Consider the following 13747-nt stretch of genomic DNA (forward strand, 5'->3'; position numbering starts at 1 on the left):
GTGACCTGGCACGACGCCCGGTGCACCGGCCCGTGGACGCACGGCGCAAGGTGAAACACTGCGGCAACAGTGCCGCACGATTCGCGCGTTAGCGTCGGTTGCCATGAGTACGGGTACAGCGCGGGAGCACACTCCGGACACCGGGGCACCACAGGACGGGGCGGCAGGTCCGGGAGGGCTGCAGCAGGGGCTCAAACGCCGCCATATGCAGCTGATCGCGCTGGGCGGGGTCATCGGGGCCGGGCTGTTCGTCGGCAGCGGGGTGGTCATCCGGGCCACCGGGCCGGCCGCCGTGCTCTCCTTCCTGGCGGCCGGCGCCCTCACGGTGCTGATCATGCGGATGCTGGCCGAGATGACCGTCGCCCGGCCGGCGCTGGGCTCCTTCTACGCCCATGTCCGCGAGACCCTCGGGCTGCGCGCCGGATTCACGGTCGGCTGGCTGTACTGGTACTTCTTCGTCATCGTGGTCGCCGTCGAAGCGGTGGCGGGCGGCCGGATCATCCAACTGTGGCTGCCGGGCGCGCCGTTGTGGGCGATCAGCCTGGTCCTGATGGCGTTGCTCACCGCGACGAACATGGTCTCGGCCCGGTCCTACGGCGAGTTCGAGTACTGGTTCTCGTCGATCAAGGTCGTGGCGATCGTCGTCTTCCTCTTCCTCGGCGCGCTCTATGTGCTGGGCCTGTGGCCCGACGCGCCGGGTGGGCTCGGGCAGCTGACGGCCCACGGCGGCTTCGCGCCCGAGGGCGTCGGCGCCGTGCTCGCGGCCGTCGTGCCCTGCATCGGCTTCTTCACCGGCGCCGAGATCGTGACCATCGCGGCCGCCGAATCCGTCGAGCCGGAGCGCGCGGTGGCCGACGCGATCCGCTCGATCGTGCTGCGGGTGGTGGGCTTCTACGTCCTGTCGGTCTTCCTGGTGGTCGCGGTGGTCCCGTGGACGGCGAAGGCGATCGAGGTGAGTCCGTACGCCGCGGTGCTGGACCGGCTCTCGGTGCCGGCGGCCGGGACGGTGATGAACGCGATCGTGCTGATCGCGGTGCTGTCCTGCCTGAACTCCGCGCTCTACACCTCCTCGCGGATGCTGTTCGCGCTCACCCGCAACGGGGACGCGCCGCGCGGATTCACCAAGGTCAGTGCGAGCGGGGTGCCACGCCGGGCGCTGCTGGCCGGGACGTCGGTCGGGTATGTGTCGGTGATCGCGGCGTGGATCTCGCCGGATGTGGTCTTCGCCTTCCTGATCAACTCCTACGGCGCGATCGCCCTGTTCGTCTATCTGGCGATCGCCGTCGCCCAGGTGCGGATGCGGCGGAAGCTGGAGCGTGAGGAGCCGGAGCGGCTGACGCTGAAGATGTGGTGGTTCCCCTGGCTCAGCCGGCTCACCATCGCGCTGATGGTGCTGGTGATCGGGGCGATGGCGTTCCTGCCGGACAGCCGCTCGCAGTTCTGGCTGAGCCTGCTGACGCTGGCGGTGGTACTGGCCGCTTACGAGGTGCGGCGCCGCAGGGGTGCGCTCAGCGAGGCATGAGGGTGGAGTCGCGCACCACCAACTCCGGCTCCAGCACGACTCGTTGGTGGAAGTGGCCGCTCGCCTCGCCGTCGGTCTCCTCCAGCAGCAGCCCGGCGGCCAGCGCGCCCATCCGCACGGCGGGCTGGCGTACGGAGGTGAGCGGCACGGCCGCGGCGGCCGCGAACTCGATGTCGTCGTAGCCGATGATGGCCAGGTCGCGGGGGATGCTCAGGCCTGCGGCAAAGACCGCCTGCAGCACCCCGAGGGCCAGCAGGTCGTTGGCGCAGAAGACGGCGGTGGGGCGCTCCGCCCGCCCCAGCAGCCGGGCACCGGCGTCCCGTCCGGCCGCCACGTCGAGGCGTTCGGTGGGCAGGTCGAGCAGTGCGTCGGCGGGCAGCCCGGCGGCGGCGAGCGCGCGCAGGGCGCCGGCCCGCCGGTCGCGGACCTGGAGGAGGTGCGGTGGCCCGCTGACGTAGGCGAGGGAGCGGTGGCCGGCGGCGAGCAGATGTGCCGCGGCCAGCTCCCCGCCCCGTACGTCGTTGACCGACACCGAGCATTCGGCGGCGCCCTCGGCGACCCGGTCGACGAGGACGAAGGGGATGCGGTGGCGGCGGAAGGCGGTGAGGTTGCGGCCGGTGGCGTCGGTGGGGCTGAGCAGGACGCCGCGGACCCGCTGTTCGGCGAAGAGCCCGAGGTAGTCGGCCTCCTCGGCGGAACTCTGCGCGCTGTTGCAGACCATCACGCCGAGGCCGGCGGCGCGGGCGGCCCGCTCCGCGCCGCGCGCGACGTCGACGAAGAAGGGGTTGCCCATGTCGAGGACGAGCAGCGCGATGATCCGGCTGCGGCCGGCACGGAGCTGGCGGGCGGACTCGCTGCGGACGTAGCCGAGGCGTTCGATGACCGACCGGACCCGGTGCCGGGTCTCCTCCGAGACCATTTCCGGCCGGTTGATGACGTTGGAGACCGTGCCGACGGAGACGCCCGCCTGCCGCGCCACGTCCTTGATTCCCACCATGCGCTCTGCTCCTCCGTCCTCCCGGGCCACCGTCACCCGTCCCCCGGTCCCGTCGTCCGGATCGGGCCGGGCCCGCGGGATCCGGTCCGCACGGCAGACCCCGGGCCGCTCATCGTATGCACCCGGGTGTGCGGCGGTGGCCCGGCGGCACCCCGGTGGTCAGAAGTGGTACCGGTCGATGGAGCGCGCGTCGAAGACCGTGGGGGTGCCGAGGTCGATGACCCCCCGGTCGCCGATGGTGAAGGTGCCGAGCGTGCCGGCGTCGAGCTTTTCGCCCTTCGCGCCGGTGATCCGGCCGGAGGCGAGGGCGACGGAGGCGTGCGCGGCGAGCGCGCCCAGCCGGGCCGGATCCCACAGTTCGCAGGCCTCGACGGTGCCGTTCTTGATGTAGCGGCGCATGTCGTCGGGGGTGCCGAGGCCGGTGAGCGCGACCTTGCCCTTGTAGCGGGAGCCGGCGAGGTACTGGGCGGCGGCCTTGATGCCGACCGTGGTCGGGGAGATGATCCCGGCGAGCTTCGGGTGCTCCTGGAGCAGGCCCTGGGTCTGCTGGAAGGAGGTCTGCGCGTCGTCGTTGCCGTAGGCGGCGGCGACGAGCTCGATGTTTTGGTACTTGTCCTTCTTCAGCTCCTTCTTCATGAAGCCGATCCAGGTGTTCTGGTTGGTGGCGGTCTGGGCGGCGGAGAGGACCGCGATCTCGCCCTTGTAGTCGATCTGCCGGGCGAGCAGTTCGACCTGGGTGCGGCCGAGGGCTTCGGCGCTCGCCTGGGAGATGAAGACATCGCGGCAGCCGGGGCGGGTGTCGGAGTCGAAGGTCACGACCTTGACGCCGCCCCGCATGGCCTGCTTGAGGGCGGTGCACAGCGCGCCCGGGTCCTGGGCCGAGACGGCCATCGCGTCGACCTGCTGCTGGGTGAGGGTGTTGACGTAGCCGACCTGTCCCGCCGTGTCGGTGGCGCTGCTCGGCCCGGTCTCCTTGTAGGTCGAGCCGAGTTCCCGTACGGCCTTCTCGCCGCCCTTGCCGGCGACGGTGAAGTAGGGGTTGTTGACCTGCTTGGGGAGGAAGGCGACGGTCAGGCCCTTCTTGAGCGGGGCGTGGGGCCGGGCGGTGGCGCCGGACGCGGCGGCGTCGCCGTCCTGCCGGGCCGCATTCTTGGTGGTGCCGCCGCAGGCCGTCACGGCGAGGGCGAGCGTGGTGGCCGTGGCCAGCGCGGAGCAGGCGCGGCGCAGCGCGCGGGACGCCGACGGGATGCGGCTGGTGTGTGTGGCGGATGCGGAGGGCACAGGGATCCCTTTCCGGGAGGCTGGAGGGACGGGCGGAGCCGGGGTGTTCATGGCGAGGTGGCGGTGGCGCGGCGGGCGGCCCGCGCGTCGGTGAACTGCCGGGCGAGGCGCGGGGCGAGCACGGAGACCACCAGCAGCACGCCGGTGACCAGGATCTGGGACTGGGCGGAGACGTCGAGCAGGCTCATCACGTTCTGCAGGGCGCCCAGCAGGAAGACACCGGCGAGCGCGCCGCCGAGGGTTCCCTTGCCGCCGTCGAAGTCGACACCGCCGAGCAGCACGGCGGCGACCACGGACAGTTCGAGGCCGGTGGCGTTGTCGTAGCGGGCGCTGGCGTAGTGCAGGGCCCAGAAGACACCGGTGAGGGCGGAGAGCAGGCCGGTGAGGGCGAACAGCAGGAGCCTGTGGCGGCGTACGCGGATCCCGGCGAACCGCGCGGCCTCCTCGGACGCGCCCACCGCGAACAGGGACCGCCCGAAGGGGGTGGCGTGCAGCAGGACGGCGGCGACGGCGAGCAGGACGAGGAAGGGCAGCGCGGCGTACGGCAGGAAGGTGTCACCGATGCGGCCGGCGGCGAACTCCAGGTAGGTCACGGGGAAGTCGGTGACCGCGTCCGAGCCGAGGACGATCTGCGCGATGCCCCGGTAGGCGGCCATGGTGCCGATGGTGACGGCGAGCGACGGCAGCCCGAGCCGGGTGACCAGCAGGCCGTTGACCAGCCCGCAGGCCAGGCCGAGCAGCAGGCACAGCGGGATGATCGTCTCGATGGCCAGGCCCGCGTTCCACAGGGCGCCCATGACGGCGCCCGACAGCCCGGCGGTGGAGGCGACCGACAGATCGATCTCGCCGCTGACCACCAGCAGGGTCATGGGCAGGGCGATCAGCGCGATCGGCAGGGTGTTGCCGATCAGGAAGGAGAGGTTGAGGGCGTTGCCGAAGCCGTCGACGAAGGCGAAGGAGGCGAGGAGCAAGGCGAGGAGCAGCACGCCGACCGCGGTGTCCCAGCGGACGGCACGGGCGGGTACGAGGTCAGCCATGGCGGACGTTCCTCCTCTTCAGCCCGGCCCCGAGGCGCCGGGCGACGATGCGGTCGGCGGCGATGGCGAGGAGAAGCAGTACGCCGTTGATGGCGAGCACCCAGACGGAGCTGACGCCGAGGGCGGGCAGCACGCTGTTGACGGAGGTCAGCAGGAGGGCGCCGAGCGCGGCACCGTAAACGCTGCCGGCACCGCCGGTGAAGGCGACCCCGCCGACCACGACGGCGCTGACGACGGTGAGTTCGTAGCCGCTGCCGGTGGAGCTGTCGACGTTGCCGAAGCGCGCGAGGTAGAGCGCGCCGGCGAGCCCGGTGAGCGCCCCGCAGGCGGTGTGGACGGCGAGGACGCGGGTGCGTACGGGGATGCCGGCGAGCCGGGCGGCCTCCGGGTGGGAGCCGATCGCGTAGCACTCGCGGCCGCCCCGGTAGTGGCGGAGGTAGCCGGCGACCGCGATCAGCACGGCGGCCGCGAGCAGCGCGAGGTACGGCACGGCGAGGATGCCGCCCGACCCGAACGCGGTGAAGGAGTCCGGGAGTTGGGCGGCGGTGATCTGCCGGGAGCCGACCCAGAGGGAGTCGATGCCGCGGACGATGTAGAGGGTGCCGAGGGTGACGACGAGGGCCGGGACCCGGCCGAGGCCGACCAGCAGCCCGTTGAGCAGTCCGAAGGCGACACCCACCGCCGTGGCGAGGAGCACGGCGGGCAGCGGGCTGCCGCCGCCCTGGAGGTAACTCCCGGCCGCGAAGGCGCTGATGCCCAGGGTCGAGCCGACCGAGAGGTCGACGTTACGGGTGATGACGACGAGCGCCTGGCCGACGGCCACCAGGACCAGGATGGTGGCGTTCAACAGCAGGTCCTTGATGCCCTGCTCGGACAGGAAGGCGGGATTGCCCGCCTGGGTGACGGCGATCATCACCAGGAGGACGACCAGGATGACGAGTTCGCGGGCCCTGCCGACCCGGTCGGCGAGGCGGCGGGCGCCGTTCCTGCCGGGCGGCGCCGAGGTCGCCGGGGGCGGTGCGGTCACGGTCATGCGGCCCTCCGCCGTGCGTGCCCGGTGGCCGCCGCCAGCACGCTCTCCTCGGTGGCGGCGGCGCGCGGGAGTTCGGCGGCCAGCCGCCCCTCGTGCATCACCAGGACCCGGTCGGCCATGCCGAGCACCTCGGGCAGGTCGGAGGAGATCATCAAGATGGCCACCCCGTCGGCGGCGAGCTGTGCCAGCAGGCGGTGCACCTCGGCCTTGGTGCCGACGTCGATGCCGCGGGTCGGCTCGTCGACGATCAGCACCCTGGGCCCGGTGGCCAGCCATTTGGCGAGCACCACCTTCTGCTGGTTGCCGCCGGACAGGGTGGCGGCCGCGTCGGCGATCCGGGCGTACTTGACCTGGAGGCGGGCCGCCCAGTCCTGGGAGCGGCTGCGTTCCGCGCCGCGCGCCATCAGCCCGGCGCGGGCGGTGGCTGCGGGACCGGTGAGGGCGGTGAGCCCGATGTTGCGCTCGATGGACATGCCCATCACCAGGCCCTGGGCCCGCCGGTCCTCGGGCACCAGCGCGATGCCCGCGGCCATGGCCAGGCTGGGGGCCCCGGGCCTGAGCGGCCGGCCTTCGACCCGGACCTCACCGGCGTCCCAGCGGTCGATGCCGAAGACGGCGCGCGCGACCTCGGTGCGCCCGGCGCCGACGAGTCCGGCCAGCGCCACGATCTCCCCGCGCCGCACCTCGAACGAGACGTCGGTGAAGACCCCTTCGCGGGTCAGCCGGTGCACCCGCAGGGCGGTGGCGCCCGGTTCGCCGTGCCGTTCGGGGTAGAGCTGGGCGAGGTCGCGGCCGACCATGCGGCGCACCAGGTCGTCCTCGGTCAGTCCGGCCAGTGGCTCGGTGGAGATCAGGGCGCCGTCCCGGAGCGTCGTGACGTGGCCGCAGAGGGCGAAGATCTCCTCCAGTCGGTGCGAGATGAACAGCACGGCGGCGCCCTGCTGTTGGAGGGTGCGGACGACGCCGAAGAGGCGGGCGACCTCGCTGCCGGTGAGTGCCGCGGTCGGCTCGTCCATGATCAGCACCCGGGCGTCGAAGGACAGTGCCTTGGCGATCTCGACGATCTGCTGGTCGGCGATGGACAGACCGCGCGCGGGGCGCCGCGGGTCGAGGGTGACGCCGAGCCGGGTGAAGAGGTCCGCGGCCTGCCGGTGCACGGCCTTGTGGTCGACGCGGCCCAGTGCCCGGCGCGGTTGCCGGCCCATGAAAAGGTTCTCCGCGACGGACAGGTCGGGGAAGAGCGTCGGTTCCTGGTAGATGACGGCGATCTGCGCCTCGCGGGCGTCCGCCGGTCCGTGCAGGACGACGGGCCGGCCGTCGAGGACGACGGTGCCCGCGTCGGGGCGGTGCACTCCGGCGAGCGTCTTGATGAGGGTGGACTTGCCCGCACCGTTCTCCCCGGCGAGTGCGTGCACCTCGCCCGCGTACAGGCGCAGGGAGACCTCACGCAGCGCGCGGACGGCACCGAAGGATTTGCTCACCCCGTCCAGGGCGAGGACGGGGACCGGGTCCCGCACGGACTGCGGCATGAAGGGACTCCTGTGCTCTACTGAGGACCACAAAATGAATTGATTCAAAGGAGATCCCGGGGAAGCTAACCCCGCCCCGGTAACCCGTCAAGAGGGGCTGCACCACGCAATTTTGCACTCCGTCCTGCCTCTTGACGGGTGCCGACCGAGGCGCCTACGTTCCTCCAACCCGTCGATCGGCCCGCCCATCGAAAGCCCCTATTGAATCGTTTTGATGAAACTCCGGAGCTCGGGGACGCCCCGGCGATCGGCCGAAGGCATCCGCCGGGCAGGGCAGACGCTCCGGCACGGCGTGGTCGAGAATCGGAGGCATGGGAAAGACATATGAGCGCATCGACGGCAGGTTGCGCGCCTTCATCGAGGCACAGCCCCTCTTCTTCACCGCGACGGCGCCGCTGTCCGGCGACGGCACGGTGAACCTCTCCCCCAAGGGCCTCACCGGCTCGTTCGCGGTACTCGATGAACAGACGGTGGCCTACCTCGACTTCGCCGGCAGCAATGCCGAAACCGTCGCGCATCTTCGCGAGAACGGCCGCATCACCCTCATGTGGTGCGCGTTCCAGGGCCCGCCGAACATCGTCCGTGTGCATGGCCGCGGCGAGCCGGTCTTCCGGGACGACCCGCGCTTCGGAGAACTACTCGCACACTTCCCGGACATCGACCCGGCCCCCCACGGGCTGCGCGCCATCATCGTGGTGACGGCCGAACTCATCCGTGACACCTGCGGCTACGCCGTGCCGTTCCTGGCCTACGAGGCGGACCGCGATCTGCATCGCAAGCGCTTCGCGCGCGAGGACGACGCGTCCCTGTCGCGCTACTTCGAGAAGAAGGAGCACATCGCCGCGAGCATCGACGCTCTGCCCGGACTGCCGCTTCCGCTGCCGCCGCTGGGTCTCCAGGGCCTGTCGTTCGGATCACGCCGGATCAGGGACCGGTCCGGTGCGTGCAGCCGTACGGCGGAGGATGGAGGCAACACGGAGCGTTGCTGAGGGACGGCATCGCAGCAGATGCGCGTGCCGGACCCCGCGAGCCCGGCGTGATCCGCCCGACAGGCCCTAGGTGTACCGGCCCGGCGCCAGGTACTGCCGCAGCAGGTCGCCCAGTTCGGTCTCGAACGCGTCGTAGCTGCGCCGGAGTTCGCCGCCGGGCCAGTCGGGCGGCAGCAGTGCGCCGGGCAGCAGCGGGTCGGCGAGGAGATGGCGCAGCGCCGCGGCGGCGACCGTGAAGCGGTCGGCGGGGGTGGCCGCGGCGTCCAGCGCGGCCATCAGGGCGCGGGCCCGCAGGGCCCAGGCGTCCAGGTCCCACAGCCGCCCGGCGAGCGCGGCCGGGTCGCCGTCGGGGGTGCCGGTGAGCCAGGTGCACTGCTCGGTGGCGACGGCCGGGCGGTCCCGGTCGAGGTTGGCGGGGCGCAGCCAGCTGCCCTCGCGGAGTTCGGCCAGCCGCAGGCCGGCCATGGCCTGCCGCAGCGCGGTGCGTTCGGCGGCGGGCCGGCGTTCGGCGGTGGCGACGACGGCGATCTCCCAGCTCCCGTCCCAGGTCCGGGTGCGCGGGGTCCTGCTCTCGTCCTGCCGGGCCTGGCGCTCCAGCAGCCGGGCGGTCAGTGCGTAGGAGCCGTCGCGCTGGCGCAGGTCGCCGGCGGCCACCATCCGGGAGAGCGCGACCCGGACGGTGCCCTCGGCGACACCGAAGAGCTCCCCGACCCGCACGAGGGCGCGGGCGGGCAGGCGGGGCGGATGGTGCCCGAGGAGGGTGCTCAGCACGATGGAGCGGGCGGTGAGGGTGCGCAGCACGAGGGAGCCGGGGCCGCCGGGAGCCCGGCTGTCGTTGTTCTCGTCCATAGGTGCGGAAATTCTAGCCGCGTCACCCATCCCTCCTATTACAGCCTTCCCACAGGCGTTCGACAACTGTAACGTCGAGGTATGACCGTCACCCATGAAGTCGTGAATCAGGCCCCGCCGCTCAGCGGATTCAGCACGGCGGACGAGCCCGCCCTGGGGGAAGCGCTGCGCCGGGAGGGTGCCGGCTGGGGCGAGCGGGAGGTGTCCGAGCTGGGCGCGCTGGCAGGCTCGGAAGCGGTGCAGGACCAGGCCCGCTGGGCGGAGGAACAGCCGCCCCGGCTGCGCACCCACGATCGCTTCGGGCACCGCGTCGACGAGGTCGAATTCCACCCGGCCTGGCATCAGCTGATGACGGTCGCGGTGGAACACGGCCTGCACGCCGCGCCGTGGGCCGACGACCGCCCCGGTGCGCATCTGGTACGCGCCGCGAAGTTCTACGTCTGGTCGCAGGCCGAACCGGGCCACGGCTGCCCGATCTCGATGACCTACGCCGCCGTCCCCGCCCTGCGGGCCGCACCGGAGCTCGCCGCGCGCTACGAGCCGCTGCTGGCGGCCCGGACGTACGACTTCGGGCTGCGGGCTCCGCTGACGAAGTCGGGGCTGATCGCGGGCATGTCGATGACGGAGAAGCAGGGCGGTTCGGACGTACGCGCCAACACCACCCGCGCGGTGCCGGCCGGGGACGGCACCTACCGGATCACCGGCCACAAGTGGTTCACCTCGGCGCCGATGAGCGATGTGTTCCTGGCGCTGGCGCAGACCGAGGAGGGGCTCAGCTGCTTCCTGCTGCCGCGGGTGCTGCCGGACGGCACCCTCAACGGCATGCGGCTGATGCGGCTCAAGGACAAGCTGGGCAACCGCTCGAACGCGTCCTCCGAGATCGAGTACGACGAGGCGGTGGCCTGGCCGGTCGGCGAGCCGGGGCGCGGGGTGCGGACCATCGTCGAGATGGTGAACATGACCCGCCTCGACTGCGTGCTGGGCTCCGCGGCCGGGATGCGGGCGGGGCTGCGGCAGGCGCTGCACCACACCTCCCACCGGCGGGCGTTCGGGCGGGAGTTGGACCGGCAGCCGCTGATGCGCTCGGTGCTGGCCGATCTCGCGGTCGAGTCGGAGGCCGCGACACTGCTGGGGATGCGGCTGGCCGCGGCGGTGGACCGTTCGCAGGCCGGGGACGCCGCTGAGGCCGCGCTGCGCAGGCTGGCACTGGCCGCCGGGAAGTACTGGGTGTGCAAGCGGGGCAGCACGCATGCCGCGGAGGCGCTGGAATGCCTGGGCGGCAACGGCTACGTCGAGGAGTCGGGCATGCCGCGGCTCTACCGCGAGGCGCCGCTGCTCTCCATCTGGGAGGGCTCGGGGAACGTCGCGGCGCTCGACGTGCTGCGCGCCCTGTCGAAGGAACCAGCCGCGCTGGACGCCTACTTCGCCGAGGTGGACGCGGCGGCAGGCGCCGACCGCCGGCTGGACGCGGCGGTGGCCGGCGTCCGCAAGATGCTGGGTGCCCTGGCCGATCCGGAGCGGGCGCAACTGTTGGCGCGGACGCTGGCGGAGCGGATGGCGCTGGTGCTCCAGGGGTCGCTGCTGGTGCGGTACAGCCATCCGGCGGTCGCGGACGCGTTCTGCGCCTCGCGGCTCGACGGGGAGTGGGGCAACGCCTTCGGCACCCTGCCGGCCGGCGTGGACCTCACCGCCGTCCTGGAGCGCGCCCGCCCCTCGGGCGGGAGCGGGGCGTGAAGGCCGTACGGGTGGAGCGGGCCGGGCCGGTGACGACCGTGGTACTGTCCCGGCCGGCGGTCCGCAATGCCGTCGACGGTCCGACGGCGGGCGAACTTGCCGACGCCTTCCGGGAGTTCGACGCCGATGACACGGCGCGCGTCGCCGTGCTGTGGGGCGAGGGCGGCACGTTCTGCGCCGGGGCGGACCTGAAGGCCCTCGGCACGGAGCGCGGCAACCGCGTCGCGCCGGACGGCGACGGGCCGATGGGCCCGACCAGGATGCGGCTGGGCAAACCGGTGATCGCGGCCGTCGCCGGCCACGCGGTGGCCGGCGGGCTGGAGTTGGCCCTCTGGTGCGATCTGCGGGTCGCCGAGGAGGACGCGGTCTTCGGCGTGTACTGCCGTCGTTGGGGCGTGCCCCTGATCGACGGCGGCACGGTGCGGCTGCCCCGGCTGATCGGCGAGAGCCGCGCCATGGACCTGGTGCTGACCGGGCGCGCGGTGCCCGCGGCGGAGGCGCTGGACATCGGGCTGGCTCACCGCGTCGTGCCGGTCGGCGCGGCGCGCGCGGAGGCCGAGGCGCTGGCGGCGGAGATCGCCCGCTTCCCGCAGGCATGTCTGCGCAGCGACCGGGCCTCCCTGCTGGAGCAGGAGGGCCTGGAGGAGCAGGCCGCGATGGACGCTGAACTCCGGCACGGTCAGGCGGTACTGGCGCAGGCGCAGGAGGGCGCGGCGCGCTTCGCGGCGGGGGCCGGGCGGCACGGCGCGCGGGCGCCGGAGCCGGAGCCTGAGCCGGAGCTGCGCTGACCGAATTCGCCGAGGGCGGAACGCCGTTGCCTTGCCGACGGCCGTCGCGCTTCTACTCTGGAGGGGTGAGCAGCCATGCGCCCGACCCAGCCCGCGCCCTTCCCCTGCGTCCGGTGGCAGCGGCTGCTGCGCCGGTCCCCGTAGCGTCCCCCGCGGCCAAGGAGCCCCTGTGGCGGGACATCGTGGGCGGGGTGCTGCGCCGCGAGCGCCGGGCCCAGCAGCGCACCCTCAAGGAGGTGGCCGAGGCGGCCCGGATCTCCATGCCGTACCTCTCCGAGCTGGAGCGCGGCCGCAAGGAGGCCTCGTCGGAGGTCCTCGCCGCCGCCGCGCACGCCCTCGGTCTCGGGCTCGCCGATCTCCTCGCCCTCGGCCAGGACGAGGTGCTCCGGCTCAGCGGCGCGCGGGCGGCCGCGCGCCGTGCCGCCGCGCCGGTCGTGCGGCAGAGCGAGGTGCGGCTCGCCGCCTGACCGGTGGCCGTGCGCGCGCAGCGGCCACCGGCGCCCGGCATCTCAGGCGGCCGTCATCCGGCGGCTGAGCACGCCGTCGGCGAGGCCGTAGGCGACCGCTTCGGGAGCGGTGAGGACCTTGTCGCGGTCCATGTCCGCGCGCAGCGTGGCGACATCGTGCGGGGTGTGCCGGGAGAGCACCTCCTCCACCTCGGAGCGGATCCGGACCATTTCCTTGGCCTGGATGCTGAGGTCGGAGACCGTCCCCTGGGCGCCGCCGCTCACCGGCTGCCCCAGCATCACCCGGGCGTGTTCGAGGACGAACCGCCTGCCCACGTCCCCGCCCGCCAGCAGTACGGCGGCGGTCGAGGCCGCCTGTCCGACGCAGAAGGTCGAGATCGGCGCGCTGACGAAGGTCATGGTGTCGTAGATCGCCATGAGGGAAGTGAACGATCCGCCGGGCGAGTTGATGTAGATCGCGATCTCCCGCTCCGGGCTCGCCGACTCCAGGTGGAGCAGCTGGGCGATGACGACGTTCGCGACGCCGTCATCGATCTCGGTGCCGAGGAAGATGACCCGCTCGGACAGCAGCCGGCTGTAGATGTCGTACGCCCGCTCGCCGGTCGGGGTGCGCTCGACGACCGTCGGGATCGTGTACTGGCTCATGTCAGAGTCCCATCCGTCGTCGGTTGCCTGCCGGGCGGACGTCGTCGAGGGACTGCACGACCCGGTCGACCATGCCGTACTCCTTGGCCTGCGCGGCCGTGAACCACCGGTCGCGGTCGCCGTCGCGGGAGATGGTCTCCTCGGTCTGGCCGGTGTGCTCCGCGGTGATCCGCTCGACGGCCCGCTTGGTGAATTCCAGGTTCTCGGCCTGGATGGCGATATCGGCGGTGGTCCCGCCGATCCCGGCGGACGGCTGGTGCATCATGATCCGCGCGTTCGGCAGCGCGAAGCGTTTGCCCGGCTCCCCGACGGTGAGCAGGAACTGCCCCATGCTCGCGGCGAAGCCCATGGCGAGCGTCGAGACGTCGTTGGGGATCAGCCGCATCGTGTCGTAGATCGCCAGCCCCGCCGTCACCGAACCGCCCGGACTGTTGATGCAGAGGTTGATGTCGGTGCGCGGGTCCTCCGCGGACAGCAGGAGCAGCTGGGCGCAGACCCGGTTCGCGGAGACCTCGTCGACCTGGGTGCCGAGGAAGACGATGCGCTGCATGAGGAGCTGTGCGGCGAGGTGGTCGTCGAACCGTGTCGACGCGGTGTCGTCCTCGGTGGCCCGGGGGCTGCGGAGGGTGTCCCGGCCGGTGAGAAGTGGTGGTGTCATCGCTGCTCCTTGTCCTCGCGCGGCTCCGGTTCGCCGCGGTCTCCCCACTCTCGGCGCGCGGCGGACGGTGCGACAGGGATCTCTGCCCGCGGCAGATTCGCTGAGGGCAGAGCTGCGGGCGGCGGGGAGTTCGTGGCATCGCTCACGCATTCTTGAACACGTTCAATTCTGTGCGTAGTGTCGTCGGTGGAACGCAGAACCCGCAGGTGATCCGGCAC

At 72.5% G+C, this 13747-nt stretch carries 12 protein-coding genes and 1 pseudogene; 5 read left to right on the top strand and 8 right to left on the bottom strand.

Translation table 11 applies throughout. The features are described from left to right. The first annotated feature begins 103 nt into the window (after nt 1–103). On the top strand, nt 104–1522 hold the full coding sequence (locus ACIRQ7_RS11615) for an amino acid permease (RefSeq protein ID WP_404261822.1): 1419 nt from the start codon (nt 104–106) through the stop codon (nt 1520–1522). Here the strand turns inward: ACIRQ7_RS11615 and ACIRQ7_RS11620 are convergent. The 5 genes from ACIRQ7_RS11620 to ACIRQ7_RS11640 all read right to left on the bottom strand — a co-directional run bounded on the left by ACIRQ7_RS11620 (nt 1509) and on the right by ACIRQ7_RS11640 (nt 7399). Further along, nucleotides 1509–2519, bottom strand: a complete 1011-nt coding sequence (locus ACIRQ7_RS11620) for a LacI family DNA-binding transcriptional regulator (RefSeq protein WP_404261824.1) — start codon at nt 2517–2519, stop codon at nt 1509–1511. The two genes, ACIRQ7_RS11615 and ACIRQ7_RS11620, sit on opposite strands and share 14 nt — an antisense overlap. Before the next feature lie 159 nt (nt 2520–2678). Further along, nucleotides 2679–3800: a rhamnose ABC transporter substrate-binding protein gene (gene rhaS, locus ACIRQ7_RS11625; protein ID WP_404261825.1), complete on the bottom strand. Its 1122-nt coding sequence runs from the start codon at nt 3798–3800 to the stop codon at nt 2679–2681. A 47-nt stretch (nt 3801–3847) separates the two neighbouring features. Next, nucleotides 3848–4837, bottom strand: coding sequence for an ABC transporter permease (locus tag ACIRQ7_RS11630; RefSeq protein WP_404261827.1), 990 nt, complete (start codon nt 4835–4837; stop codon nt 3848–3850). Then, nucleotides 4830–5870, bottom strand: a complete 1041-nt coding sequence (locus ACIRQ7_RS11635) for an ABC transporter permease (protein ID WP_404261829.1) — start codon at nt 5868–5870, stop codon at nt 4830–4832. The genes ACIRQ7_RS11630 and ACIRQ7_RS11635 overlap by 8 nt, the downstream gene beginning before the upstream one ends. Further along, nucleotides 5867–7399, bottom strand: coding sequence for a sugar ABC transporter ATP-binding protein (locus ACIRQ7_RS11640; RefSeq protein ID WP_404261830.1), 1533 nt, complete (start codon nt 7397–7399; stop codon nt 5867–5869). Before ACIRQ7_RS11640 ends, ACIRQ7_RS11635 begins: the two co-directional genes overlap by 4 nt. 311 nt (nt 7400–7710) lie before the next feature. Here ACIRQ7_RS11640 and ACIRQ7_RS11645 point away from each other — a divergent pair. Next, nucleotides 7711–8286: pseudogene (locus ACIRQ7_RS11645) on the top strand (pyridoxamine 5'-phosphate oxidase family protein); the annotation flags it as partial. 168 nt (nt 8287–8454) lie between these two features. On the opposite strand, the gene ACIRQ7_RS11650 reads toward ACIRQ7_RS11645, so the two are convergent. Further along, on the bottom strand, nt 8455–9237 hold the full coding sequence (locus tag ACIRQ7_RS11650; RefSeq protein WP_404261832.1) for a PaaX family transcriptional regulator C-terminal domain-containing protein: 783 nt from the start codon (nt 9235–9237) through the stop codon (nt 8455–8457). Nucleotides 9238–9318: 81 nt separating this feature from the next. Between ACIRQ7_RS11650 and ACIRQ7_RS11655 the strand changes: the two genes are divergently transcribed. The 3 genes from ACIRQ7_RS11655 to ACIRQ7_RS11665 all read left to right on the top strand — a co-directional run bounded on the left by ACIRQ7_RS11655 (nt 9319) and on the right by ACIRQ7_RS11665 (nt 12226). Beyond that, nucleotides 9319–10971: an acyl-CoA dehydrogenase family protein gene (locus tag ACIRQ7_RS11655; RefSeq protein ID WP_404261834.1), complete on the top strand. Its 1653-nt coding sequence runs from the start codon at nt 9319–9321 to the stop codon at nt 10969–10971. Then, nucleotides 10968–11759, top strand: coding sequence for a crotonase/enoyl-CoA hydratase family protein (locus ACIRQ7_RS11660; RefSeq protein WP_404261836.1), 792 nt, complete (start codon nt 10968–10970; stop codon nt 11757–11759). Before ACIRQ7_RS11655 ends, ACIRQ7_RS11660 begins: the two co-directional genes overlap by 4 nt. A gap of 65 nt (nt 11760–11824) precedes the next feature. Further along, nucleotides 11825–12226, top strand: a complete 402-nt coding sequence (locus ACIRQ7_RS11665) for a helix-turn-helix domain-containing protein (RefSeq protein ID WP_404261837.1) — start codon at nt 11825–11827, stop codon at nt 12224–12226. A gap of 42 nt (nt 12227–12268) precedes the next feature. Here the strand turns inward: ACIRQ7_RS11665 and ACIRQ7_RS11670 are convergent, their stop codons facing one another. Both ACIRQ7_RS11670 and ACIRQ7_RS11675 read right to left on the bottom strand, forming a co-directional pair. Beyond that, nucleotides 12269–12871, bottom strand: coding sequence for a ClpP family protease (locus ACIRQ7_RS11670; RefSeq protein ID WP_404261839.1), 603 nt, complete (start codon nt 12869–12871; stop codon nt 12269–12271). 1 nt (nt 12872) lies between these two features. Next, entirely contained in the window at nt 12873–13529 is a 657-nt protein-coding gene (locus ACIRQ7_RS11675; RefSeq protein WP_404261841.1) for an ATP-dependent Clp protease proteolytic subunit, read from the bottom strand. Between the last annotated feature and the right edge of the window lie 218 nt (nt 13530–13747).

It is taken from the genome of Streptomyces sp. NPDC101393 (genome assembly GCF_044767385.1).
In the GTDB taxonomy this organism is placed as follows: Bacteria; Actinomycetota; Actinomycetes; order Streptomycetales; family Streptomycetaceae; genus Streptomyces.

What these genes read in the sequence shown, in the direction of transcription:
- ACIRQ7_RS11675 (WP_404261841.1), bottom strand. Translation starts at nt 13,529, where the DNA reads ATGACACCACCACTTCTCACCGGCCGGGACACCCTCCGCAGCCCCCGG.
- ACIRQ7_RS11630 (WP_404261827.1), bottom strand. Translation starts at nt 4,837, where the DNA reads ATGGCTGACCTCGTACCCGCCCGTGCCGTCCGCTGGGACACCGCGGTC.
- ACIRQ7_RS11655 (WP_404261834.1), top strand. Translation starts at nt 9,319, where the DNA reads ATGACCGTCACCCATGAAGTCGTGAATCAGGCCCCGCCGCTCAGCGGA.
- ACIRQ7_RS11635 (WP_404261829.1), bottom strand. Translation starts at nt 5,870, where the DNA reads ATGACCGTGACCGCACCGCCCCCGGCGACCTCGGCGCCGCCCGGCAGG.
- ACIRQ7_RS11615 (WP_404261822.1), top strand. Translation starts at nt 104, where the DNA reads ATGAGTACGGGTACAGCGCGGGAGCACACTCCGGACACCGGGGCACCA.
- ACIRQ7_RS11620 (WP_404261824.1), bottom strand. Translation starts at nt 2,519, where the DNA reads ATGGTGGGAATCAAGGACGTGGCGCGGCAGGCGGGCGTCTCCGTCGGC.
- ACIRQ7_RS11640 (WP_404261830.1), bottom strand. Translation starts at nt 7,399, where the DNA reads ATGCCGCAGTCCGTGCGGGACCCGGTCCCCGTCCTCGCCCTGGACGGG.
- ACIRQ7_RS11670 (WP_404261839.1), bottom strand. Translation starts at nt 12,871, where the DNA reads ATGAGCCAGTACACGATCCCGACGGTCGTCGAGCGCACCCCGACCGGC.
- ACIRQ7_RS11650 (WP_404261832.1), bottom strand. Translation starts at nt 9,237, where the DNA reads ATGGACGAGAACAACGACAGCCGGGCTCCCGGCGGCCCCGGCTCCCTC.